The sequence below is a fragment of the Conexibacter woesei DSM 14684 genome, from assembly GCF_000025265.1.
Lineage (GTDB): Bacteria > Actinomycetota > Thermoleophilia > Solirubrobacterales > Solirubrobacteraceae > Conexibacter > Conexibacter woesei.
In genome coordinates, this window is the sequence record NC_013739.1 from 4,108,378 (window position 1) to 4,131,836 (window position 23,459).

A 23,459-nucleotide genomic window follows, 5' to 3' on the forward strand; every position below is an offset into this window, starting at 1 on the left:
TCAAGCCTCCTTCGTCGCGGCGACGACCGCTCTGAGGGCCATCACGCGCGCCATCGCCGTTCGGTACTCCGCGGTCGCGTGGACGTCGCCCGGCGGGTCGAAGTCCTCGCCGGCCAGCTTCGCCGCCTGCGCGATCGCGTCGCGCTCGGCGGGACCGCCGACGAGCGCGCGCTCCATCGCCGGCTGGCGGGCCGGCACGGCGCCGCAGCCGAGCACGACGCGCGCGGCTGCGATCGTCCCATCCTGTACGCGCACGAGCGCGCTCGCGCGGGCGAGCGCCCACGAGTCGATGCCGACCTGGAGCGACTCGTAGCCGACGCCCTCGCCGGGCGCCAGCGGCGGCAGCACGACCTCGGTCAGCAGCTCGCCCGGCTGCACGGCCGTCATGTACGGGGCGAGGAAGAAGTCGTCCGCCGCGACCTCGCGCACGCCGGCGGCGCCGCGCACGACGAGCCGCGCGCCGAGCGCGACGAGCAGCGGCGGGAAGTTCGACGTCGGGTCGGCGAGACAGACGTTGCCACCGAGCGTGCCGCGGGCCCGCACCTGCCGGTCGACGATGCGGGACGTCATCTGTGCCGTGACGGGATGGTGGCGGCGCATCAGCTCGTCCGACGCCAGCTCGTCATAGGTCAGCGCGGCGCCGAGCCGCAGCGTGCCGTCCTGCTCGCGGACGACCTGGCGCAGCTCCTCCAGTCGGGAGACGTCGACGAGCACGTCCGGGTGGACGATCCGCAGCTTGAGCGCGTTGAGCAGCGTCTGCCCGCCGGCCAGCACGCGCGCGTTGCGGTGCGCGGCAAGCCGCTCGACGGCCTCGTCCACGGTGGCGGGCCGCGCGTACTCCAGCTCCGGCAGCAGCATCGCTACTCGCCCTCGACTCGCGCCTGCGCCTCGACGACCTGGCCCGGCAGCGCGATCGCGGTGCTCGCCTCGGCGACGAGCGTGACGCGGTCGCCGGTCTCGACGCCCTCCGGCACGCGCGCGATCACGCGCACGCTGCGCTCGCCGACGTCGACGTGGACGGACGCGAGACGGACCGCCTCCTGGTCGAGCCAGTTGCCCGACGGCAGCTGGCGGCGCTTGAAGACGGGCCGGCGGACGGTGACCTCGGTCACGATGCCGCTGTCGGCGAGGGTGCGCGTCCAGTCGGCCGCGCCGCACTCGGGGCAAAGGATCCGCGGCGGGTACGCGAGGTGGCCGCAGACGCGGCACTTGGGAACGGTGAACGGGGCGCTCATCTCAGCCGTCCCGCCGTTCCAGCACGGCGGCGTTGTGGCACGCGCCGTGCGTGTAGAGGACCATGCCGTAGCCGGTCGCGAGCGCCAGCTCGGCGCCGGGCACCTGGCGCTCGCCGGCCGTCCCGCGCAGCTGGTGGACCGCCTCGGCGAGGCCGTGCATGCCACCGGACGCGCCGGCCTGGCCGGCCGACAGCTGGCCGCCGGAGGTGTTCACGGGCCACATCTCCTCGAGGATCGTCGCGTGCAGGTAGCGCTTGACGTCGTCGTCCGGGATCACCCCGAGATCGGCGAGCTGGACGAGCACCATGACGGGATAGTCGTCGTAGATGTGCGCGCTGTCGAGGTCCTCGGGGCGCACGCCCGCGGCCTCCCACAGCTCGTCGCGGAAGACGGCGAAACCGGAGTGGATGCCGTCGCCCTCCTGCTGGTCGTGGTTGTGCAGCGCGCGGATCGCGCGGACACCGGCGTGCGGCCCCTTCAGCCTCGCCGCGCGCTCGGGCGTCGTGACGACGATCGCGTCACCGCCGGAGACGATCGGGACGCAGTCGAAGCGCGTCAGCGGCGGCGCGATCGGGACCGACTCCATGTACTCCTGCAGCGTCATCGGTCTGCGGTAGACCGCGCGCGGGTTTCTCGCCGCCCACGCGCGCTGCGCGAGCGGGATGCAGCCGAAGTCCTCGCGCTCGAGGCCGTGCAGGCGCCCGTAGCGCTCGGTCAGGAAGGCGAAGAGCGCGTTCGGTCCGTTGAGCGGCAGCGGCGCGAGGTAGTCGCGTGCGACGCGGTTGTAGCGGTCCGTCATCAGATGGAACTCGCGCTTCTCCATCCGGTCGCCGGCCGCCAGCACGATCGTCTCGGCGTCGCCGGCCTCGATCGCGCGGACGGCGTGCTGGAGCATGTTGATCGCGCTCGCGCCGCCGTTGGAGTCCTCCATCACCCAGCGCACGGTCATGCCGAGCTTCCAGGTCAGGTCGATCGCGTGGTCGGGCGCCAGCGAGAACGACGCTATCCCGAGGCCGTCGACCTCGTTCTTGTGGATGCCGGCGTCGGCGAGCGCCGCCACGACCGACTCCGCGATGAACGTCTCCGTGCGCCGCTCGACGCCGGGGTGCCGCTCGTAGACGGCCGAGCCGGCGCCGACGATGACGGGCGCCGCGGCGGTCGTGACTCTCTCTCGTTCCACCATCCGGCCGAACCCTACCACGCCTTTGATCAAATGTCAGACCTCGCGCACGCGGTCATCCGCGCCACCCGCCGGCCGTAGCTTCCATTCCCAATCTGCCAAGGCCGTCATTCACAATCTGTCAGAGTGCAAAATCACAATCTGTCAGTATCGATAATCACAATCTGTCAGACTTCTGGGCATGCTCTCCCGCCACATGCGCTCCCGTGTGCTCGCCGCGCTCGCCGAGAGCCGCGCCGTCGCCGCCCTCGGCGCACGACAGGTCGGCAAGAGCACCCTCGTCGCGGACCTCGCCGCCTCCGACCATCCGGCGGAGGTTCTCACCCTCGACGTGCGCGAGACGCGCGAGGCGGCCGAGCAGGACCCGACCGGATTCGTCGCCGCGCTGCCGGATCGCGTCGCCATCGACGAGGTGCAGCGCGTGCCCGACCTGCTGCTGGCGATCAAGCAGCGACTCGACCACAACCAGGAGCGCGGCCAGTTCCTGCTGACCGGCTCGGCCAACATCCTCTCGATCCCCAAGGTGCGTGACGCGCTCCCCGGTCGTGTCGACTACCTGCGTCTGTGGCCCCTTTCCCAGGGCGAGCTGACCGGCCGCAGAGAGACGTTCATCGATCGGCTGCTCGCCGGTGAACCGCCGCGGATGACCGGCCAGCGGATCGGTCGAGCGAGCTACGCCGCGGCGATCGTCGCCGGCGGCTATCCGGAGGCGCACGAACGCAGCAGGCGCGGCCGCAGCTCGTTCTTCGCCAGCTACACCGACTCGTTGCTCGGGCGCGACCTCGCCGACATCGCGACCGTGCGAAACGTCGACAACGTGAAGCGCCTCCTGCGGCTCATCGCCAGCCGCACCGCAGGGCTCGCCAGCTTCCACGGAATGGCGAGAGACCTCGGGGTCGACACCAACACGGCCCGCTCTCACACCGGCGTGCTGGAGGACCTCTTCCTCGTCAGGAGCCTGCCTGCATGGCACTCCAACCTCGGCAGCCGGCAGATAAAGAGCCCCAAGCTCCACATCGTCGACAGCGGCCTGCTCGCCTGGCTCGCCGGTGTCGACGAACAGCGGCTCGCCGACGACGGGCCGCTCGCCGGAGCCTGCATCGAGAGCTTCGTCGCGATGGAGCTGCTGCGCCAGTCGGAATGGGCCGAGGCCGAGACCACGCTGCACCATTACCGGGACCAGCAGGGCCGCGAGGTCGACGTCGTGATCGAGACGCCGGCCGGTGACGTGGTCGGCGTCGAGGTCAAGGCCGGCGCGAGCGCGCGCCCCGCCGACTTCCGCGGGCTCGCACACATGCGCGACCGGCTCGGCTCGCGCTTCCGGGCCGGCGTCGTGCTGTACGCCGGCGAGCGCTCGCTGCCGTTCGGCGAGCGGCTCACGGCGCAGCCGCTCAGCGCGCTCTGGGACGGGCAACCCGACAGCGCCGGCTGAACACGCGGAGCGCTTCCTCACCTGGCCTGACAGCTTCCGCCGCCGCCCGGTCTGGAGGGCGGGACGTCGAGCGCGGGGTTGCGGTCGAAGAAACCCCACGGCTTCAGCTCGAAGCCGATCCGAGCGACCGGCATCACCGGCCAGTCCTCGGGTCGCGGCACGTGGTGGTGGTTCATCGTGTACCAGAGCACGACGTCCCGGTCGACGAGCGGGCGGTCGGCCTGGACCCACGCGGGCAGCCCCTCCCCGCCCGAGTGCTGGTAGGGGTACTCGCCCGCCGGGTAGCGCTCCGCGGCGGCGTGGCGCGTCACCCACAGGTGGTGCTCGACGAAGCCGGCGCGCCGCAGCAGCGCCGAGCCGGGCGCGGCGAACGGGACCGTGTTGTCGCCCGGCACCAGCTTGTACGCGACCGCCTCGCCGACCGCGTTGCGGACCGCCGGGTTCGTCACGAGCCAGCCGCGCGCTCGCTCGGGAGCGAGCCGGCGGCACGCCTCCAGCTCGGAGGAGAGCGTGCGGTGCACGGTCCGCCAGGCGTTGCCGTGCGGGTTCTCCTCGCCCTCCGGGACCGCCTCCGCCTCGACCTCCACGACGCTGTTGCCCGGCCCGTCGACGTCGATGTCGAGCCGCGCGCAGAAGACGTGCTGGTGGTTGATCCCGCCGAGGTTCGGCGCGATCGGCACGCCGTACTCCGGCCGCTCGCCGTCGCGCAGCGCCTGCGTTGCGACGATCCCCGTCGCCTTCACCTCCGAGGCGATCCGGCCATCCTGGTGCAGGTACCAGAAGAAGCCGTACTCGTAGTTGCCGACGGTGACGAAGCTGGAGATCACCAGCCGCCGGCCGCGCCGCACCTCGACGTGGCCGGTGCGGAAGTCGGTGTGCTTCCACAGCACGCCGTCGTCCTCCTCGTGCAGGCAGATCGCGTTCGGGATCGTGACCGGCTCGCCGCCGGGCGTGACGTACGCGCCGTCGAAGTAGCGGATCGCGCCGAGGCAGTCACAGCCGAGCGTCAGCGCGTTCGTCATCGTGCCGACGTTGAACTCGCCGATGTCGAGCGGCGACATGTAGAAGCGATCGGGGTCGGCGTACGGGACGACCATCTCGGCATAGGAGGCGCGGTGCAGCACCGGCCGCAGCCGGCCGTCGTCCTCGTAGCCGACGTGGTGCAGGACGAGCCCCTCGCGCGGGGTGAAGCCGACGCGCAGCCGCCACTTCTGCCACCGCACCTCGTGCCCCTCGACGGTGAAGCTCGGGCCGTCGGGCTGCGTGATGCGAATCTCGCGCACGTCGTCGCGCAGCGGGCCGACGCGGTCGGCGCGGTACTCGCCATCCTCCGCCGGCAGCGGCACCGGGTCGCGGTCCTCGAAGGCGACCAGCTCGCCGCTGTCGACGTCGACGAGGCCGAAGACGCCCTGCAGCGGGCGGGCGTAGGCGTTGCCGCCGGGGCTCGGGCGCGCGAACGCGAGCAGGCGCGCGAGCCGCCGGCCGCCCTGCTCCTCGGGCAGGCCGTGGTACCCGGCGGCGACGGGGTCGACGTCGACCGTCGACGGGTCCTCGATCCCGCGCCGTCGCAGCGCCGCGACGAACTGCGGCGCGCGGCGCACCGCCGCCTCGACGAACAGGAACTCCTCCGCCGTCAGCTGCGCCTGCACTCCCTCCAGCTCGCGCCAGTCGGTCAGCTCCCCTGCCCGGAGGTCGACGCGGGCCTCGAGCGTGCGGCGCGTCGCGGGATCGCGCAGGACGACCTCGGCGGCGCGCGGCGCGGTCGCCGCGTCGGCGCCCTTCGGCGGCTCGGCCGGCGAGATCGAGACGAAGCGAACGCGGTCGCCGAGCGGGCGCGCGGTGCGCACGATCGCGACCGCGGCGGCGATCTCCTGCGGCCGCAGCGGATCGAGCGGGTGGGTCGCGACGCCGGGAGTGGATGGGGATTCGGATGCGGTCGAGCAGGTCATGCCCTCCAGCAGAGCAGCGAACTATCCATCTGTCAAGTTTTCGCGCTCGACCGTCGATTCGACGCTCCGGCGACGAACTTGACAAGTGGATAGATTGCGCCGTAGCGTCCGTCACATGGCCAGCATCCCGCCCGATCCGCTCGCCGCCCGGCTCGACGCCGTGGCGTCCACCGTCGCGCCCGACGTCGTCGCCTGGCGCCGCCACCTCCACGCCAACCCCGAGCTGTCCTACGAGGAGCACGAGACCGCGCGGTTCATCCGCGAGCGGCTCGGCGCGATCGGCGGGCTGGAGGTCACGCGGCCGACGCCGACGAGCGTGATGGCGGTGCTGCGCGGCGGCAGACCCGGGCCGACGCTGGCGATCCGCTCCGACCACGACGCGCTGCCGATCGAGGAGCAGACCGGCCTTCCGTTCGCCTCGCGCACCCCCGGGGTCATGCACGCCTGCGGCCACGACGGCCACACCGCGATCGCGCTCGGCGCGGCGACCGTGCTCGCGAGCGTCAGCGACGAGCTGCCGGGCGAGATCCGCTTTCTGTTCGAGCACGGCGAGGAGGCGCTGCCGGGCGGCGCCTCGCAGCTCGTCGCGGCCGGCACGATGGACGGCGTCGACCGCGTGATCGGCCTGCACCTGTGGGCGTGGACGCCAGTCGGCACGATCGCGATCCGGCCGGGACGTTGCATGGCCGCGTGCGACGTCTTCCGCATCGTCGTGCACGGGCGGGGCGGGCACATCTCGGCGCCGCAGGAGGCCGTCGACCCGGTCGCGATCGGCGCGCAGATCGTCGCCAACCTCCAGCACGTCGTCGCACGCGAGGTCGACCCGCAGGAGGTCGCGATCGTCGGCGTGACCGGCTTCCGTGCCGGCGGCTCGGTCGGCGTGATCCCGCACACGGCCGAGCTGGAGGGCGGAACGAACGTCTTCTCGCCCGCCGTGCAGGACCTGCTCGAACGTCGCATCGGCGAGATCGCGCACGGCATCTGCGCCGCCCACGGCGCGATGTGCACGTACGAGTACACGCGCGGGTACGGCGCGGTCGTCAACGACGAGGCGACGACGGCGATCGTCGCGCGGACGGCGCGCATGCTGCTCGGCGACGAGGCCGTCGCCGCGGGCGACGTCGTGCTGGCCGGCGAGGACTTCTCCGCATTGCAGGCGCGCGCACCCGGCACGTTCCTGTTCCTCGGCGCGCGCAACGAGGCGCGCGGGATCGTGCACGACCACCACCACCCGCGCTTCGACGTCGACGAGGACGCCTTCCCGATCGGCGTGCGCCTGTTCGCGCACGCTGCCGTCGCGCTGCTGCGGGACGGAGCGGCGTGACGCTCGCGCACGTCGCCGGGGTCCCGCTGGAGGAGCTGGCGTTCGCGGTGCCGCTCGTGTTCGCCGCGCTGCCGGCGCTGCGCGGACGGCTGCGGATAGTCTGGGCGCGATGGCAGACGACGCCGACGACGCGGACCGCACGCCGCGACCGCCGTACGCCGAGGGACGCGACGCGCTGCTCGACGCCGCCGCGCGCGTCGTCGCGCGCGACGGCTTCCGCGGACTGACGTACCGGTCCGTCGCACAGGAGGCGGGCACGACGCACGGCCTCGTCTCCTACCACTTCGGCTCGCGCGACCGGCTGATCCACGAGACCGCGATGAAGGCGCGCGCCGAGGCGATCGAGGGCTCGGCGCTGGAGCCGGCGAGCGACCGCGTCGAGGAGTTCGCCGACCACCTCGCACAGCTCGCCGCCGACGCTCCGGAGGCGCAGGCCTTCCAGTTCGAGCTGGCGCTGGAGGCGCGCCGCCGCGCGGAGCTGGAGCCGGAGGTGCGCGCGCTCTACGCGGAGTACTTCGCCGCCACCGCGCGGGCGCTCGATGCGGTCGGGCTCGCCGACCCCTCCCCCGCGCTCGTGCGGCTCGTCTTCGCCGCGCTCGACGGGCTGATGCTCCAGCAGCTGGTGTTCGGCAGACCGGCCGACACGGAGGCGGCCGTCGCCGAGCTGCAGGCGCTGCTGCGCACGCTCGCCGCGCGCTGACGCATGGCCTAGTCGCTCACTTCGTGGAACGGCGCGAGCACGCGCCGATCAATCGTCAGTCTCAGCACGTCGAAGCGGTTGTAGTGGCCGGCGACGTCGTGGAACAGCCGCCCGTCGACCGTCTCGGACGGGTCGCAGTCGGCGTAGACGATGCCCGGCTCGTCGCGCAGCGAGGCGATCCAGTCACCGTCGGGGCCGATCACCCCGGAGATGCAGTTCCACGCCTCCGGCACGTAGTCGACGCCGAGCCGCTCGCACAGCTCCGGCGTGCCGTGCTCCTGGCTGACGACGTTGAAGAGACGGCCCTCGTAGGCGTGCGCGGCGGCCGGCAGGTAGACGTCGTTGACGTTCTCGTGCGCGCCGCCGAGCGGTGCGCACGAGGGGAAGTTCGCGACGTGCACGCGCTCGCCCTGCGCCAGCAGCGCGTAGCGCGCGAGCGTGTTGACGTTCTCGCCGCAGTTGAGCGTCCCGAGCGGGCCGTGCGGCGTCGGGAAGATGCACAGCGTGGAGCCGTCGCCGCCGGCCCAGATCGCCCGCTCGGTCCATGTCGGGACGAGCTTGCGGTGCTTGCCGAGGTAGCCCTCCGGGCCGAACACGAGGTTGGTGTTGTAGAGCGTCCCGACCCGTCCAGGGTCGCGCTCGGTCACACCGACGACCGCCGTCACGCCGGCCTCGATCGCCGCCCGCTCCAGAGCCGCAACTGTCGGTCCGGGCACCTCGACCGCCTCGTCGTGCAGGCGGCGGTGCCAGCGCGCGCCGTCGCGCAGCGCACGCGTGAAGATCCAGTACGGGAAGCCCGGCACGAACGACTCCGGCAGCGCGACCAGCTGCGCGCCGCCGCGGCCGGCCTCGGCGATCAGCGCGCACGCCTTCTCGGTCGTCGCGGCGCGGTCGAGCCAGACGCTGGACGCCTGCACGGCGGCGGCGCGGAACGGCGGTGCGGCGGTCATGACGGGCTCCTGTCGGCGAGCGAACGGTTGATCGCGAAGCCGCCGTACTCCGCTTCGAGGACGGCGGCCGCGGCAAGTGCGAGGTCCTCGCGGAACGCCGGCGCCGCGACCTGCACGCCGACCGGCATCCCGCCCTCGACGGCGACCGGAACGGAGACGACGGGCAGTCCGGCGACCGCGTTGACGTGGGCGTACTCGAACGCCTCGTAGCGCAGGTAGCGGTCCTGCTCGATCCCGGCCGGCGGCACGCCGTGGAGCGGAGCGGGACCGGCGGCGACGGGGCTCAGGACGACGTCGTAGGCGGCTGCCCGGAAGGCGGCGCGGACGGCCGCCCGGTACGCATGCGCTTCCGCGACGATCGCAAGGTACGCGCCGGCGTCGAGCGGGTCGCCGGCGCCGTCGAGCAGCGCGGCGAACTGCGGGTGGTGGCGGCCGCCTGCCTCCGCCGTCGCCGCGCGCATCCCGGCGCCGCCGTCGGCGCCCGCGAGCGCGAAGAACAGCTCGGTCGCGGAGCGAGGAGCGGCGGAGACCGGTGGGCCGATCCGCTCGACCCGGCAGCCGAGGCGGTCGAAGAACGCGGCGGCAGCGTGGACGGCCGCCTGCGTGCCGCGCGTGGTGGCCGGGACGCACGGGTGGTCGGCGTAGAAGGCGACGCGGAGGGTCGCGGGATCCACCTCGCGCCAGTCGCGCAGCGGGACGTCGACGGCGTACGGGTCGACCCCGTCGGCGCCTGCGATGACGGCGAGCAGGAGGCCGAGGTCCTCGACGTGGCGGGCCATCGGCCCGACGCAGGTGAAGTCGAGCGTTCCGGCGGCGCGGGTCGGCGGCCAGATGCCGGTCTCCGGCGTGCGACCGGTCGTCGGGCGCAGCCCGACCGTGCCGCAGTAGTGCGACGGCACGCGGATCGAGCCGCCGCCGTCGGTGCCGAGCCCGGCGATCGAGGCGTCCGCGCCGAGCAGCGCCGCCTCACCCCCGCTCGACCCGCCCGGCGTGCGCGCGGGGTCGAGCGGGTTGCGCGTCAGCCCGTGGACGAGGTTGTCGGTCTCGAACGAGCTGCACAGCTCCGGCACGTTCGTCTTCAGCAGCGGGATCGCGCCGGCCGCCCGCACCCGCGCGACCGCCGTCGCGTCGCGCGCCGCGGGCGGCGCGCCGGCCCGCGCGAGCGTGCCCGCGCACGTCGGCAGCCCGGCGGCGTCGAGCGCGTCCTTGATCGTCAGCGGCAGTCCCAGCAAGGGCGGCAGCGGCTCGCGCTCGCGCACGCGCCGGGCGCGCTCGGCGTCCGCCGCGTCGGCCGCCGCCAGGGCGGCCGCGTCGTCGCGCGCGACGACCGCGTACACGCGCGCGTCGGCCGTGTCGATCCGGCTCAGGGTCGCCTCGACCAGCTCGCGCGAGCAGATCTCGCGCGCGTGCAGCCGCGCGAGCCAGGCCGTCGCGGACGGCTGGGCGGCAGCGGAGGAACGCGCATCGAGTGGAGCGCCCCCGCCGGCACCAGCCGCCCCCCTCTCCCCAGCCGACCCGCTCACGCCGGCCCCTCGCCAGCGCGAGAGCGGAGCGAGGAAGGCCCGCCGCCAGCGCGAGAGCGGAGCGAATCCGTGCGACCCGTCTCCGCGCCGAACGCGACGATCGCCTGCGCGAGCGCCGGCGCCTCCTCGAACGGCGTGCCGTGGGCGCTGTGCTCGAACACCTGCGCGCGGCCGTCGGGGGCGTTCGCGGCGATCCAGTCGCCGAGCGACGTCGGGTAGTAGGGGTCGTGTACCGCGTAGGCGGCCAGGACCGGCACACGCAGCGCGGCGATCGCCGGGCGCATGTCGAGCTTCGCCTGCTCGCGCACGGCCGAGAGTGCGACCGGCAGCGGGGTCTGGAGCGCGATCCCGTAGAGCCAGTCGACGACGGCGGGATCGCTGTCGGCCAGCACCGACTCGGCCTGGAAGGCGCGCTCGGACGCCGGCCAGCCGGCGGCCAGCTCGGCGAGGTAGCCGTCGAGCTGCTGCTCGCTCATCGCGTGCGGGAAGTCGGGCGCGCGCGTCAGCCGCAGCGGGCCGTTGAGCAGCACGAGGCGGCCGACGCGGCCGCCGCCGCGCTGGAGGTGGCGCAGCGCGACGGTGCAGCCCATCGACCAGCCGACGAGCGTCGCGTCGCGCAGCTCGAAGGCGTCGAGCAGCTCGCCGAGGTCGTCGGCGAACGTGTCGAAGTCGTAGACGCCGGCGGGCTTGTCGGACTCGCCCATCCCGCGCAGGTCGAACGCGACGACGCGCGCGCCGCGCGCCGTCAGCTCGACGACCGTCGGGTCCCACAGGCGGTGCGAGCCCTTCCAGCCGTGCACGAGCACGACGGGCGGACCGGCGGCGGACGGACCACCGGCGGCGTCGGCGAATTCGCCGACGCGCAGCCGCACGCCGTCGCGCAGCGTCAGCCAGCTCATCTGCCGCCCGAGCCGAGACGCCGCAGCCTGACGCCGGCCGCCTCGCGGTCCCAGCTGTCGCCGGTGATCCCCTCCTCGCGCAGGACCGCCTTGCGGACCTTGCCGTTCGTCGTCAGCGGCAGCGCGGCGACGACCCGCAGGTAGCGCGGGATCGCGAAGTACGCCAGCCGCGGCTCGCAGTGGCGCACGAGCGCCTCGAAGTCGGCCGTCGTGCCGTCCTCCAGCACCAGCGCGGCCGCGACCTCGTCCTCGGCCAGCTCGGAGGCGACCGGGAAGACGGCGACCGCGCTGACGCTCGGGTGCGCCAGCAGCACCTGCTCGACCTCGAACGCCGAGATGTTCTCGCCGCGGCGGCGGATCGCGTCCTTCAACCGATCCATGAAGCGCAGCCAGCCGTCCTCGTCGCGCAGCACGCGGTCGCCGGTGTGGAACCACAGGTTCTGCCACGCCTCGACCGTCTTCTCCGGCATCGCGAAGTAGCCGGTCGCGAACGCGTACGGCGGGTCGTGGCGCAGCACCAGCTCGCCCGCGACGCCGTCCGGGACCTCGTCGTCGTGCTCGTCGACGACGCGCGCGTGGAAGCCCGACCGCACGCGCCCCATCCAGCCGGCTCTCTGCTCGCGCCACGAGACGCCGATCGGGGCGTTCGTCTCGGTCGAGCCGTACGCCTCCGCGAGCTGCACGCCGAAGCGCTCTCCAAACGCGTCGAAGATCGCGACCGGCGTCGCCGGGGCGAGCGCGACGCGCACCGCGTGCGCGCGGTCCTCGGCGGACGGCGGCCGCGACACCAGGATGTTCACCATCGCGCCGAGCAGGTAGGTCACCGTCGCCTCGGCCTCGGCGACGCGCGGCCAGAAGCGCGAGGCGGAGAAGCGCGGGCCGAGGTGGTAGGTGGCGCCGGCGACGAGCGCCTGCACGAACGCGTTGAGCGCGTTGGTGTGGAACAGCGGCAGGTTCGTGTAGAGGACGTCGTCCTCGCCGATCTCCAGCATCTCGCCCATCAGCACCCCCCACCAGTAGAACTGCGCCTGGGGGCACTGGACGCCCTTCGAGGGGCCGGTCGTGCCGGACGTGTAGAGGATCGCGGCGGTGTCGCCGGGACCGGCGCCGGCGGCGGGCAGCGGCGCCGCCGCGGCGGGCGGACCGAGCACGGCGTAGCCGGCCGGAACGGCGGCGGGGACGCCGTCGAGCGCCCACACCGCTTCCAGCGCCGGCGGCGGGTCGAGCGGCTCCAGCAGCTCGACGAGCGCCGAGTCGAGCGCGAGCACGCGCGCGCCGGAGTTGACCAGCTGGTGTTCGAGCTGCGCGCCGCGCAGCGCCGTGTTGAGCGGCACCGCGACCGCGCCCAGCCACGCGCAGCCGAGCACGAAGTCGAGCAGCTCGATGCGGTTCTCGCACATCAGCGCGACGCGCTCGCCGCGCGCGATGCCGGCCGCCGCGAGCGTGCCGGCGGCGACCGCCGCCGCGTCGCGCATCTCGGCGAAGCTGCGCTCCAGGCCGTCGAAGCGCAGCAGCGGCTTGTCGCCGTATGTGGCCGCCTGCCGCGCGAGCAGACCCGGAAGGGTCTGCTCGGCGACCGGCAGACCGCGGAGCGGCGACGGGCGCATGCCGTCCACCGCCTGCTCCCAGTCGTGCACGTGGTTCACGATCAGCTGCCGCCCTCGACGAACGGGATCGAGTCGAACGAGTAGTCGCGGTCTCTCGGGTCGACGTAGTCGGCGATGTTGTCCGCCGTCCACATCGTAGATCTGACCGTCCTGCTCGGCAGCGTCTCGCCGGCCTTGCCGAGTGCGTCTCTCATCGCGAGCGCCATCGCCCAGCCGGTCGCGACCGAGTCGGTGTCCCACGTGCCCGTCAGGCGGCCCTCTCGGACGGCCTGGATCCCGTCCGGGTCGCCGTTGGAGCCGAACACCATGATCCCCTCGCCTCTGCCGTCGGAGACTCTCTTGCCGGCATTGAGGACCGCTGAGGAGACGCCGAGCGCGGTCTGGTCGTTGTAGTCCCAGAAGGCGTCGACGTCGCCGTGCTTGGTCAGCAGGTCGTCGGCCAGCTGCGCGGCGGGCGCGGCGGCGTCTCTGACGTTGTCGGCCTGGTCGATGATCTCCAGCCCGGCCGCCTCGGCGGCGTCGCGGAAGCATCTGACGTTGGCGGTGATCGACGGCGCCGGCGGACCGCCCATCACGATGACCTTGCCTCTCGGGCGGCGCTCGGCGATGAACTCTGCCGTCCGCTGCCACGGGCCGTCCGGCTCGCAGGTGTTGACCTCCCACCAGACGGTCGACGTCACGCCCGGACCCTCGGAGTTGATGCCGATCACGGGGATCCCGGCCTCGTTGGCGCGCGTGTAGGCGCCGGCGACGGCGCCCGGGTCGAGCGTCCAGCTCGCGAACGCCGAGATTCTCTCGTTGATCAGCGTGTCGACGTGCGAGACCTGGCGGTCGGGCGACAGGTTCGCGTCGACCACTCTGTACGTCCAGCCCTCCGTGTCGGCCGCTCTCTCCAGCCCGAAGCTGACCTGCTGCTGACCGGGCTGCGAGCCGACCGGCGAGATGTAGGCGATCGACTCGCCGCCGCCGGACCCGCCGCCCGATCCGCCGCTCGTCGTGCTGCCGCCGTCGTCGCTGCTGCCGCATGCGGACAGGGCGACGGCCGCGAAGATCGCGGCACCTGCTGCCGTGAGGCGTCTCATCTGCGTGTTCCCTACTTTCCTCATAGTCGGCACCGCGCGCGTGCGCGCACGGCGTTCTCCTCCGCTACCGGGTCCTGCCTACGACCGTCCCGACCCCCACAGGTCCGGGCGGGCGCCGTCCAGGCGCATGCTCACGGCCTTCGGCGCGCTGTACTCGAGCAGCGTCTCGGCGCACAGCTCCCGGCCGTGCCCGCTCTGCTTGATGCCGCCCAACGGCTGGCCCGGGCCGACCTGGAACCAGGTGTTGACCCAGACCGTCCCCGCCTCCAGCTCATCCGCGAAGCGGTGGGCGCGACCGAGGTCGCGGGTCCACACGCCGGCGGCGAGCCCGAACTCGCTGTCGTTCGCGCGCGCGATCACGTCGCGCTCCTCGCGCCACGTCTGTGCGACGACGACCGGTCCGAAGATCTCCTCGCGCGCGGCCGTCGTCGACCCGTCCGGGTCGTCGACGAGCGCCGGCTCGACGTAGTAGCCGTCCGAGAGCGCGCCCGGCAGCTCGCGCCGCGAGCCGCCGGCCAGCACGCGGGCGCCCTCCGCGCGCGCCTGCTCGACGTAGCCGAGCACGCGGTCGCGGTGCGCGGCGGAGACGAGCGGGCCGACCTGCGTGCCGGCGTCGAGCGCGTCGCCGATCCGCACGCCGGCGATCGCCGCGCGCATCCGTTCGAGGAATTCGGGGCGCACGTCCTCGTGCACGAACAGCCGCGACGCCGCGAAGCAGACCTCGCCGTTCTGGCTGAGGATCCCGCTCAGCGCGTCGTGGACGGCGGCGTCGAGATCGGCGTCCGGGCAGATCACGAACGCGCTCTTGCCGCCCAGCTCGAGGATCGTCGGCGTCAGCGTCTCGGCGGTCGCGCGGACGATGTGGCGCGCGGTCGGGACGCCGCCGGTGAACGAGATCTTCGCGATCCCAGGATGCGCGACGAGCGCCGCGCCGGCCCCGGGGCCGCTGCCCGTCAGCACGTTGAGGACGCCGGGCGGGAGCAGGCCGGCGGTGCGGCGCGCCAGCTCGACGACGCTCGGCGCCGCGAACTCCGACGGCTTCAGCACGACCGTGTTGCCGGTCGCCAGCGCAGGACCCAGTTTCAGCGCGGCGGAGATCAACGGCGAGTTCCACGGGATCAGCGCCGCGATCACGCCGAGCGGCTCGCGCACGGTGAAGACGTGGCTGAGCGGGTCGCCGGTCGGGATCGTCTCGCCGTGCAGGCCGCGCACGAGGCCGGCGTAGTAGCGCAGCACGGCGGCGGAGAAAGGGACGTCGGCGGCGAGCGCCTCGCGGATCGGGCGGCCGTTCTCGGTCGCCAGCAGCGCCGGCCAGTCGGGCGTCGCCTCGATCGCGTCGGCGAGCGCCAGCAGCACCTGCTGGCGCGTCGCAGGCGACGAGCGCCGCCAGCCGGAGAAGGCGCCGGAGGCCGCCCGCACGGCGAGGTCGGCCTGCGCGGCCGACGCCTCCGCGACGGTCGCCCACTGCGCGCCGGTCGACGGGTTCAGCGCGGCGAAGTCGCCGTCGCCCGGCAGCTCCTCTCCGCCGATGAAGAGACCGTATGGCGCCTCCGGCGCGTACGGCGCGACGGCGCTCACGCGTCCGCCTCCAGCATCCGCACGGCGGTCCGCTCGGCGAGCGCCATGATCGTGATCATCGGGTTGACGCCGGGCGCGGTCGGCAGCGCGGCTGCGTCGCCGATCCAGACGCCGCGGACGTCGTGCAGCTCCCCGCTGCCGTCGGCGACCGACGTCGTCGGGTCGGCGCCCATCCGGCACGAGCCCATCTGGTGCGCGGAGAAGGCGGTGAAGTCCTCCGCCGGGGTCGCGCGCAGCGCGTCGAGGAAGGCGCCGAAGTCCTCGCCCTCGCGCCAGCGCCGCTCGTGCCAGTGGAACGTGAAGACCTCGCGCGCACCGGCCGCGCGGTGGATCCGCGCCAGCTCGACGTGCGCGCGCACCGCGACGGCGTGGTCGACCGCGTCCGCCAGCGACCAGCGCACGAGCGCCTCGCCGTCGCCGTCGAGCACGACGCGGCCGCTGCCGTGGTCGTGCGAGACGCCGTGCCAGGCGGCGACGCGGCCGAGCTTCAGCACCTGCTCGCGGTGAGCGGCGCCGTCGCGGAACGGCGACTGGCCGGCCCAGAAGCCGGGGCTGAGGCCGAGCGTCTCGCAGAGGAACCCGACGCCGCGCTCGACGTGCGTGAAGTCGAACGACGCCGCCGACTGGATCTGCCCGCTCCAGCCGCGGATCGGCTGCTCGTAGACGCCGCCGACCATCCATGCGGGATGGACGCGCAGGTGCTCGCCGGCGGCCGGGCCGCCGATGCCCGAGCGCAGCAGCAGCGCGGGCGACTCGATCCCGCCGGCCGCGACGACGACGGCCGGGGCGTCGACGCGCAGGCGCGTGACACCGCCGTCGTCGCTGCGCACGACCGCCTCGACACCGGTCGCGCGGCCGTCCTGCGCGAGCACGCGCTCGACGCGGCAGCCGACGACGAAGCGCGCGCCGGCCTCCGCCGCATCGCGCAGGTAGTTCTTCTGCGTCGAGCGCTTGCAGCCCTGCTGGCAGCCGCTGTTGCAATAGCCGCAGAACCTCGCGTCGTCGTCGCGCGAGGCGTTGCGCGGCAGCGGCTCGTGGCCGTGGTCCAGCTCGCTGAGGCCGGCGATCATCCGCTGCGAGCTGAGGTTGTGGACGGTCGCCTCGGTGTTGACCTCCAGCGCGTCCCAGACGCGCTGCTGCCAGCCGTCCCAGTCGTCGCCGTCGAGCCCGTCGAGCCCCAGCTCGGTCCAGCTCTCGCGGATCTCGCGCGGCGTTCTGAGGCAGACCATCGAGTTGATCACCGTTCCGCCGCCGAGCGCCGATCCGGCCAGCAGGCCCAGCTCGCCGTGCTCGGACCAGACCAGCCCGCCGCCGAGGTACATCTCCCCCGCGACCGATTCGAGCTGCTGGAAGTCCGCCTCGTTGCGGTACGGACCGGCCTCCAGCACGAGCACCGACCTGCCGGCCTGCGCGAGCCGCGCGGCGATCACGGAGCCGCCGGCGCCCGAGCCGACGATCACGACGTCGGCGGTCAGCGTCGCCTCCGCCCCGCGGACCTCGGTCAGCGGCAGCGTCTTGGGCGCCTGCTGCGGCGTCGGCGGCGCGCTGATCGGGCCGTCGAAGCCGATCGCGTCCCAGACCGCGTTGCGGCCGTCCTCGCCGAGCAGGCCGAACAGCAGGCCGAACGTCATCGTCTTGAGCTGCTTGACGGCGAAGCGGCCGTCGGGGACGCGGTCGCCCAGCTCCCGCAGGCGCGCGGTGCGCCGCTCCAGCGACGCGTCCGCGAACCGCTCCTGCACCAGCTCGTCGAGCAGCGCGAGCAGGTTCGCGCGCGGCGCCGCCGGCAGCCCGGGGATCGCGGCGGCGACGTGCGCGGGGATCCCGCGCTCGCGCGCGCCGAGGCGCAGCAGGTCGCCGGCCGGGCCGGGCTCGCTCGTCGCGATCGCCGGCAGGAGCGTGTCGCAGGCGGCGTCGAGCGCCTCCAGGCGCTCCGCGGTCAGCGGGCCGCCGGTCACCGCCGTCGTGCTCATCTCTCTCCCCACAGCTGCGGTCGCGCGCTGCCCAGGTCGACGTTGACGACCTTCGGCGCGCTGTACTCGTGCAACGTCTCGGCGCTCAGCTCGCGGCCGAAGCCGCTGTCCTTGACGCCGCCCATCGGCACGCCGACGGGCAGGTCGAACCACGTGTTGACCCAGACGATCCCGGCCTCCAGCTCGCGCGCCATGCGGTGGGCGCGGGCGAGGTCGCGCGTCCACACGCCGGCCGCGAGCCCGTAGCGCGTCGCGTTCGCGCGGGCGAGCGCCTCGGCGTCGTCGTCGAAGCGCTCCAACACCGTCACCGGTCCGAAGAACTCCTCGCGCGAGGCGCTCGTGGAGCCGGCCGGGTCGGCCAGCAGCGTCGGCGCGAGGAAGAAGCCGCCGTCGAGCGGCGCGTCCAGCGCGGGCACGTCGCCGCCGACGACGACGGCCGCGCCCTCCTCCCGCGCCGCTGCGATCGCGGCCGCGACGCGATCGCGCTGCGGCGCGGAGACGAGCGGGCCGAACTGCGTCGCCGGATCGAGCGCGTCGCCGATCCGGATCGAGCGCGCGAGCGCGGCGAAGCGCTCGGCGAACTCGTCGTGGACGTCGCGGTGGACGAGCAGCCGCGAGGCGGCGACGCAGACCTCGCCGTTCGCCATGTAGATGCCGGTGACCGCGTCGGCGACGGCGGCGTCGAGGTCGGCGTCGGCGCAGACGACCATCGCGCCCTTGCCGCCCAGCTCCATGATCGCCGGCGTCAGCGCGGCGCCCGCCGCGGCCATGATCTTGCGCGCGGTCGGCGTGCCGCCGGTGAAGGTGACCTTCGCGACGTCCGCGTGCGCGACGAGCGCGGCGCCGACGCTCGGGCCATAGCCCGTCACGACGTTGACGACGCCGGGCGGCAGGATCCCCTGCGCGAGGCGGGCGAACTCCAGCACCGACGCCGAGGCGAACTCGGACGGCTTCAGCACGACGGTGTTGCCGGCCGCCAGCGCCGGGCCGAGCTTGTTCGCGAGCGTGATCAGCGGCGAGTTCCAGGGGATCAGCGCGGCGATCACGCCGAGCGGCTCGCGCACCGTGTAGACGAGGCTGTCGGGCTTCTCGAGCGGGATCTGGTCGCCGCGCAGGTCGCGCAGGACGCCGGAGAAGTAGCGCAGGATCGCGGCGCAGGTCGGCACGTCGGCGGCCGACGCCTCGCGGATCGGGCGGCCGTTCTCGGTCGCCAGCAGCCGCGCCCAGCGCTCCGGCTCGGCCTCGACCGCGTCCGCCAGGCGCCACAGCAGCGTCTGCCGCGTCGCGGGCGTGACGCGGCGCCAGCTCGCGAACGCACCGCGCGCGGCCGCGACCGCACGGTCGACGTCGCCGCTCGACGCCTGCGGTACCTCCGCCCAGGCGGTGCCGACGCTCGGGTCGATCGCCTCGAACACGTCGCCGGCCGCGACCTCCTCGCCGCCGATGTGGAGGCCGTAGGGGCCGCTGGGGACGAACGCCTCGCGCATCGTCGCGGCGCTCATGCGAGCGGTCCCGCGGCCGGCGCCGGCGCAGCCGGCGGGCTCTCGGGCGGCGGCCCGCCGCGCCGCAGCCGCGGCAGGCGGCCGCGTCTGCGCAGCACCTCCAGGCCGACGGCGCCGATCAGGATCAGGCCGCTGACCATCCCCTGCCAGAAGGTGTTGACACCGGACAGCGTCAGGCCGTTCTGCACGACGCCGAGGAAGAGGACGCCGATCATCGTGCCGAAGACGCCGCCCTCGCCGCCGGTGTAGGCGGTGCCGCCGATCAGCACGGCGGTGATGACGGTCAGCAGCAGCGTCGGGTCGGATTCGGGCGAGGCGCCGGTGAGGCGGCCGACCTGCACGATCGAGGCGATCCCGGCCGTCAGGCCGGCGATGCCGTAGACGGCGAGCAGGATCGCGCCGACGTTGATGCCGTTCAGGCGCGCGGCCTCGGGGTTGGAGCCGACGGCGAACAGCGCGCGGCCGAAGCGCGTGTAGCGCAGCACGCCGCCGGCGATCAGCAGCAACGCGACGTCGAACAGCAGCAGCAGCGGGACGCCCGCGATCTCGTCGTTGACGAACGTTCTGATCGGGCTGAAGCCGGACAGGCCGAAGACCGAGATCGTCGCGCCGTCGTTGACGACGAGCGCGAAGCTCTGGTAGATCGACAGGCCGCCGAGCGTGACGACGAGGAAGGAGATCTTCAGCCAGCTGATCGTCGCGCCCATCAGCAGGCCGAGGCCGAGGCCGAACAGCAGCGTCACGACGATCGCGGGGACGGTCGCCCAGCCGGCTCTCAGCGTCAGGCCGAGGATCATCGCGCTGGCGGCCGTGGCGGACGCGACCGACAGGTCGATGCCGGCGGAGATGATCACGAACGTCGCGCCGAGCGCGAGCACGAACATGACGCTGTTCGCCTTGACGATGTTCATCAGGTTGTCCCACGTGCCGAACACCGGCTCGGTGATCGCGAGGTAGACGCAGACCACCAGCAGGGCGGCGAGCACGCCGCTGTAGCGGCCGGGCGAGATGCGCCGCAGCCAGGCCGCGCCGCCTGCGCGCGCGGCTGGGGCGGCGACGGCCGCCGGGCGCGCGTCGGTGGTGGGCTGGTCGGTGCTCATCGCGGTCTCTCCGTTCTCGACGGTCATGCGGCCTGCTGCTCCAGTGGTGCGCCGGAGACCGCGACGTGCGCGATCACCTCCTCCTCCAGCCCCTCCGCGTCGAACTCGGCGCGGACCTCGCCGCCGAAGAAGACGAGGATGCGGTCGGCGATGCCGAGCAGCTCGGGCAGCTCGGAGGAGACGACGAGCACGCCTGCTCCGGCGTCGGTCGCCTCCTGCATCAGCCGGTAGACCTCCGTCTTGGCGCCGACGTCGATGCCGCGCGTCGGCTCGCCGAGCACGAGCACGTCGAGGCCGAGCGCGAAGACGCGGCCGAGCACGACCTTCTGCTGGTTGCCGCCCGACAGGGTCGTGATCAGCTGCTGCGCGGACGTCGTCACGACGCCGTAGCGCTCGATCGCGTCGCGCACGCGTCTGCGCTCGCCGCGCACGTCGAGCACGCCGCGGCGCGACAGGTCGCCCCACGCGATCGAGAAGTTCTCCGCGACCGAGCGCGTCGGCAGCAGCGCGGCGCGCTTGCGGTCGTCGGGGACGAAGCCGATCCCGCCCGCGAGCGCCGAGCGCGGATCGCGCACGGACACCTCGCGGCCGGCGACGCGGACGCTCCCGCTGGACGGGATCGCGCCGCCGAGCGCCTGCGCCAGCTCGCCCTTGCCGGAGCCGACGAGGCCGGCGACGCCGAGGATCTCGCCGCGCCGCAGTTGGAACGAGGTCGGTCTCAGCTTGCCGTCGGGGGTCGCGACGCCGTCCAGCTCCAGCACGACATCGCCGCGGGCGATCCGGCGCTTGCCGTAGTAGTCGCCCAGCTCGCGGCCGACCATCAGCCGCACGAGCTGCGGCTCGGGCGTCGCCGGCAGCGGCACGCTGTCGACGAGCCTGCCGTCGCGCAGCACGGTCGCGACCGAGGCGACGGCGTACAGCTCGGGCATGCGGTGGGAGATCGTCAGCACGGCGACGCCCTCGTCGCGGCGCTGCCTGACCAGCTCCAGCAGCCGCGCGGTGGCCGACTCCGACAGCGAGCTGGTCGCCTCGTCGAGGATCAGCAGCCGTGCGTCGGACGACATCGCGCGGGCGATCTCGACCTCCTGCTGCAGCTCGACGCTCAGCTCGCCGACGAGCCGGCGGGTGTCGACGTGCACCTCCAGGCGGTCGAGCACGGCGCGCGCGTGGCGGTGCACGGCGCGCCAGTCGACGAGGCCGAGGCGGGTGCGCGGCAGGCGGCCGAGGTAGACGTTCTCGGCGACCGACAGCGTCGGCGCGAGCGTCAGCTCCTGGCTGATCAGCACGACGCCGCGGCGCAGCGCCGCCGCCGGGCTGGCGATCGTGCACTGGACGCCGTCCAGCTCGATCGTGCCGGCGTCCGGCTGCGCGACGCCCGCGACGATCTTCGCCAGCGTCGACTTGCCGGAGCCGTTCTCGCCGGTCAGCGCGTGCACCTCGCCGCGCGCGATCGTCAGGTCGACGCCCGCGAGCGCCTGGACGCCCGGGAACGACTTGTCGATCCCGCGCAGGCGCACGAGCGGCGCGTCGCCGTCGCGTTCGCCGTCGCTCATCGTGCTCCTCCGCTGCGCTCGCTGGGGCGCACCACGTTCAACTGCACTGCCGCCACTCCTTGGGGGAATCGGTCCTGTGCTCCTCGCCGCGCAAGCTCCCATATCTTTGATCAAAAGTCAATGGATGTGCGATGATCCCCTCCGTCGCTTGGACCGCGGAGAGAGGAAGGCGTCATGCCGGACCAGCCGTACCACCAGGGATCGCGTGCGTTGCAGGACCGCTTCGACACGCGGCGCCTCGCCGATCGCGGCGCGGAGCTGATGTTCGTCGACGAGCCGCGCATCGGCCCGCGCGAGCGCGCCTTCATCGAGCGGATGGACATGGTCTTCGTCGGCACGGCCGACGCGGACGGCGTGCCCCACTGCTCGTACAAGGGCGGCGAGCCCGGCTTCGTGCGGGTGCTCGACGAGCGCACGCTCGTGCTGCCCAACTACGACGGCAACGGCTTCTACGACTCGTGGGGCAACGTCGCCGTCAACCCGCAGATCGACCTGCTCTTCATCGACTTCGCTGCCGCGTCGCCATGGCGCCTGCGCGTGAAGGGGACCGCCGCGATCGAGTTCGACGGCGAGCTGCTCGCCGGCTACCACGAGGCGCAGTTCGTCGTGCGCATCACGCCGACGCGGATCTACCGCGTCTGCCCCCGCTACGTCCACCAGATGACGCTCGTCAGACGGTCGCGCTTCGTGCCGGCCGTCGAGCGCCCGACGCCCGTCGCGCAGTGGAAGCTCGACGGTGCGGAGGTGCCGCCTGACGTGCTCGCGCGCGAGGACCCCTCGCGCGCCGAGTCCGAGCGCCTGCGCGGCGGCGGCGCGCCGCAGCCGCCGACGCACGGGCCGTTCCCCGACTGACCGCGCCGCCTCCCGTTTCCGCCCCGATCCCGATCACAGCCCCAAGGAGCAGTGCATGCCCCGCATCGCAACCGTGCAGCTCGAGCCGTCCTACATGGACCCGGCCGCCGGCCTGGAGCGCATCCGCAGGTTCACCGCGGACGCCGCGGCCGACGGCGCCGAGCTCGTCGTCTTCCCCGAGCTGCTGGTGCCCGGCTACCCACGCTACGTGCCCGACCCCTTCCCGCACACCGAGGAGGGGCGCCAGGCGTGGTCGGACATCCAGCGCTACCACCGCGCCTACCTGGAGCACTCGCAGCAGCTCCCCGGGCCGTTCACCCAGCAGCTCGGCGAGATCGCGCGCACGCACGGCTGCGCGCTGATCGTCGGTGTCTCCGAGCTGCACCCGACGCGCCGCGCCTGCATCTACAACAGCGCTGTCGCGATCGACCGCGACGGCACGTACCGCGGCAAGCGCCGCAAGCTCGTCGCGGTGATGCACGAGCGGCTCTACTTCACGCGCGGCGGGCGCGAGGACCTGCGCACGTTCGAGCTGGGCGGGGCCAACGTCGGCATCGCGATCTGCTTCGAGAACCACCACCCGCAGATCCGCCGCGCGCTCGGCGAGCTGGGCGAGGAGATCCACTGCGCGCTGTGGACCGGCCCGACGCCGCGCGCGGTCGCCGCCGACGGCGGCCGCCACGAGCAGCACCGCGAGATCGCGGTCGCGCACGCGCTCGACACCGGCGCCTTCGTCGTCACCTCCAGCCAGGTGACCGACCGCGAGCCCGACGGCGGGCAGTACGGCTCCAACTGGGCGCACAGCGGCGGCAGCTACATCGTCGACCCGCTCGGGCGCACGCTTGCGTCGGTGCCCGACTGGGAGGAGGGGATCGCGATCGCCGACTGCGACCTCGCGCAGATCGACGTCGGCCGCCTCGTCTGGAACCCGTTCGGCGACGACCTGCGCGACGACCTCTTCGCGAGCCCGTTCGACGCGGCGCCGCTCGACGCGGACGGCTGACCGCGGACCGGCCGCCGTGG

General features: G+C 73.7%; 19 protein-coding genes. 5 read left to right on the top strand and 14 right to left on the bottom strand.

Going from position 1 to position 23,459, the window contains the following annotated elements; translation table 11 throughout:
- From CWOE_RS19395 to CWOE_RS19405, 3 genes are read right to left on the bottom strand one after another with little or no spacing between them, the layout of a single operon-like run.
- Positions 1-858 carry an FAD binding domain-containing protein gene (locus CWOE_RS19395; RefSeq protein WP_012935340.1) on the bottom strand — a complete coding sequence of 286 codons (858 nt, stop codon included), beginning with the start codon at positions 856-858 and terminating at the stop codon, positions 1-3.
- A gap of 2 nt (positions 859-860) precedes the next feature.
- Positions 861-1,235: a Zn-ribbon domain-containing OB-fold protein gene (locus CWOE_RS19400; RefSeq protein ID WP_012935341.1), complete on the bottom strand. Its 375-nt coding sequence runs from the start codon at positions 1,233-1,235 to the stop codon at positions 861-863.
- A gap of 1 nt (position 1,236) precedes the next feature.
- Complete coding sequence (locus CWOE_RS19405; protein ID WP_012935342.1) at positions 1,237-2,418, bottom strand: thiolase family protein; 1,182 nt, start codon at positions 2,416-2,418, stop codon at positions 1,237-1,239.
- A gap of 178 nt (positions 2,419-2,596) precedes the next feature.
- Between CWOE_RS19405 and CWOE_RS19410 the strand changes: the two genes are divergently transcribed.
- Entirely contained in the window at positions 2,597-3,847 is a 1,251-nt protein-coding gene (locus CWOE_RS19410; RefSeq protein ID WP_012935343.1) for an ATP-binding protein, read from the top strand.
- A 17-nt stretch (positions 3,848-3,864) separates the two neighbouring features.
- On the opposite strand, the gene CWOE_RS19415 is transcribed toward CWOE_RS19410, so the two are convergent.
- On the bottom strand, positions 3,865-5,796 hold the full coding sequence (locus CWOE_RS19415; protein WP_012935344.1) for a primary-amine oxidase: 1,932 nt from the start codon (positions 5,794-5,796) through the stop codon (positions 3,865-3,867).
- Between the two features lie 115 nt (positions 5,797-5,911).
- Here CWOE_RS19415 and CWOE_RS19420 point away from each other — a divergent pair, with 115 nt between their 5' ends.
- Entirely contained in the window at positions 5,912-7,120 is a 1,209-nt protein-coding gene (locus tag CWOE_RS19420; protein ID WP_012935345.1) for an amidohydrolase, read from the top strand.
- Between the two features lie 109 nt (positions 7,121-7,229).
- Positions 7,230-7,820 (top strand): TetR/AcrR family transcriptional regulator, encoded by a 591-nt coding sequence (locus CWOE_RS19425; protein WP_012935346.1) that lies wholly within the window; start codon positions 7,230-7,232, stop codon positions 7,818-7,820.
- 8 nt (positions 7,821-7,828) lie between these two features.
- Here CWOE_RS19425 and CWOE_RS19430 read toward each other — a convergent pair whose 3' ends face one another.
- From CWOE_RS19430 to CWOE_RS19475, 10 genes are all read right to left on the bottom strand, one after another.
- Positions 7,829-8,770 (bottom strand): carbon-nitrogen hydrolase family protein, encoded by a 942-nt coding sequence (locus tag CWOE_RS19430; protein ID WP_012935347.1) that lies wholly within the window; start codon positions 8,768-8,770, stop codon positions 7,829-7,831.
- Entirely contained in the window at positions 8,767-10,293 is a 1,527-nt protein-coding gene (locus CWOE_RS19435) for an amidase (protein ID WP_012935348.1), read from the bottom strand. The genes CWOE_RS19430 and CWOE_RS19435 overlap by 4 nt, the downstream gene beginning before the upstream one ends.
- A complete protein-coding gene (locus tag CWOE_RS31095) occupies positions 10,290-11,192 on the bottom strand; it encodes an alpha/beta fold hydrolase (RefSeq protein ID WP_012935349.1) in 903 nt (300 codons plus the stop codon). The genes CWOE_RS19435 and CWOE_RS31095 overlap by 4 nt, the downstream gene beginning before the upstream one ends.
- Positions 11,189-12,838 (bottom strand): ATP-dependent acyl-CoA ligase, encoded by a 1,650-nt coding sequence (locus CWOE_RS19445; RefSeq protein WP_012935350.1) that lies wholly within the window; start codon positions 12,836-12,838, stop codon positions 11,189-11,191. Before CWOE_RS19445 ends, CWOE_RS31095 begins: the two co-directional genes overlap by 4 nt.
- 2 nt (positions 12,839-12,840) lie before the next feature.
- Positions 12,841-13,881, bottom strand: a complete 1,041-nt coding sequence (locus CWOE_RS19450) for a sugar ABC transporter substrate-binding protein (protein WP_012935351.1) — start codon at positions 13,879-13,881, stop codon at positions 12,841-12,843.
- Between the two features lie 78 nt (positions 13,882-13,959).
- Positions 13,960-15,459 (bottom strand): aldehyde dehydrogenase family protein, encoded by a 1,500-nt coding sequence (locus CWOE_RS19455; protein ID WP_012935352.1) that lies wholly within the window; start codon positions 15,457-15,459, stop codon positions 13,960-13,962.
- The gene (locus CWOE_RS19460; RefSeq protein WP_012935353.1) at positions 15,456-17,429 is read right to left on the bottom strand and encodes an FAD-dependent oxidoreductase; all 1,974 of its coding nucleotides are present in this window, start codon (positions 17,427-17,429) and stop codon (positions 15,456-15,458) included. Before CWOE_RS19460 ends, CWOE_RS19455 begins: the two co-directional genes overlap by 4 nt.
- A complete protein-coding gene (locus CWOE_RS19465) occupies positions 17,426-18,931 on the bottom strand; it encodes an aldehyde dehydrogenase family protein (protein WP_012935354.1) in 1,506 nt (501 codons plus the stop codon). The genes CWOE_RS19460 and CWOE_RS19465 overlap by 4 nt, the downstream gene beginning before the upstream one ends.
- Complete coding sequence (locus tag CWOE_RS19470) at positions 18,928-20,031, bottom strand: ABC transporter permease (protein ID WP_148261344.1); 1,104 nt, start codon at positions 20,029-20,031, stop codon at positions 18,928-18,930. Before CWOE_RS19470 ends, CWOE_RS19465 begins: the two co-directional genes overlap by 4 nt.
- A gap of 23 nt (positions 20,032-20,054) precedes the next feature.
- Complete coding sequence (locus CWOE_RS19475) at positions 20,055-21,584, bottom strand: sugar ABC transporter ATP-binding protein (RefSeq protein WP_012935356.1); 1,530 nt, start codon at positions 21,582-21,584, stop codon at positions 20,055-20,057.
- 174 nt (positions 21,585-21,758) lie between these two features.
- Between CWOE_RS19475 and CWOE_RS19480 the strand changes: the two genes are divergently transcribed.
- Both CWOE_RS19480 and CWOE_RS19485 read left to right on the top strand, forming a co-directional pair.
- Positions 21,759-22,436, top strand: coding sequence for a pyridoxamine 5'-phosphate oxidase family protein (locus CWOE_RS19480; RefSeq protein ID WP_012935357.1), 678 nt, complete (start codon positions 21,759-21,761; stop codon positions 22,434-22,436).
- 55 nt (positions 22,437-22,491) lie between these two features.
- Positions 22,492-23,439, top strand: coding sequence for a nitrilase-related carbon-nitrogen hydrolase (locus CWOE_RS19485; RefSeq protein WP_012935358.1), 948 nt, complete (start codon positions 22,492-22,494; stop codon positions 23,437-23,439).
- Positions 23,440-23,459: the final 20 nt, after the last annotated feature.

Coding starts and splice junctions, on each gene's coding strand:
- CWOE_RS31095 (WP_012935349.1), bottom strand. CDS start 11,192: ATGAGCTGGCTGACGCTGCGCGACGGCGTGCGGCTGCGCGTCGGCGAA.
- CWOE_RS19480 (WP_012935357.1), top strand. CDS start 21,759: ATGCCGGACCAGCCGTACCACCAGGGATCGCGTGCGTTGCAGGACCGC.
- CWOE_RS19395 (WP_012935340.1), bottom strand. CDS start 858: ATGCTGCTGCCGGAGCTGGAGTACGCGCGGCCCGCCACCGTGGACGAG.
- CWOE_RS19430 (WP_012935347.1), bottom strand. CDS start 8,770: ATGACCGCCGCACCGCCGTTCCGCGCCGCCGCCGTGCAGGCGTCCAGC.
- CWOE_RS19425 (WP_012935346.1), top strand. CDS start 7,230: ATGGCAGACGACGCCGACGACGCGGACCGCACGCCGCGACCGCCGTAC.
- CWOE_RS19485 (WP_012935358.1), top strand. CDS start 22,492: ATGCCCCGCATCGCAACCGTGCAGCTCGAGCCGTCCTACATGGACCCG.
- CWOE_RS19470 (WP_148261344.1), bottom strand. CDS start 20,031: ATGAGCACCGACCAGCCCACCACCGACGCGCGCCCGGCGGCCGTCGCC.
- CWOE_RS19420 (WP_012935345.1), top strand. CDS start 5,912: ATGGCCAGCATCCCGCCCGATCCGCTCGCCGCCCGGCTCGACGCCGTG.
- CWOE_RS19475 (WP_012935356.1), bottom strand. CDS start 21,584: ATGAGCGACGGCGAACGCGACGGCGACGCGCCGCTCGTGCGCCTGCGC.
- CWOE_RS19415 (WP_012935344.1), bottom strand. CDS start 5,796: ATGACCTGCTCGACCGCATCCGAATCCCCATCCACTCCCGGCGTCGCG.
- CWOE_RS19410 (WP_012935343.1), top strand. CDS start 2,597: ATGCTCTCCCGCCACATGCGCTCCCGTGTGCTCGCCGCGCTCGCCGAG.
- CWOE_RS19465 (WP_012935354.1), bottom strand. CDS start 18,931: ATGAGCGCCGCGACGATGCGCGAGGCGTTCGTCCCCAGCGGCCCCTAC.
- CWOE_RS19405 (WP_012935342.1), bottom strand. CDS start 2,418: ATGGTGGAACGAGAGAGAGTCACGACCGCCGCGGCGCCCGTCATCGTC.
- CWOE_RS19450 (WP_012935351.1), bottom strand. CDS start 13,881: ATGAGACGCCTCACGGCAGCAGGTGCCGCGATCTTCGCGGCCGTCGCC.
- CWOE_RS19400 (WP_012935341.1), bottom strand. CDS start 1,235: ATGAGCGCCCCGTTCACCGTTCCCAAGTGCCGCGTCTGCGGCCACCTC.
- CWOE_RS19460 (WP_012935353.1), bottom strand. CDS start 17,429: ATGAGCACGACGGCGGTGACCGGCGGCCCGCTGACCGCGGAGCGCCTG.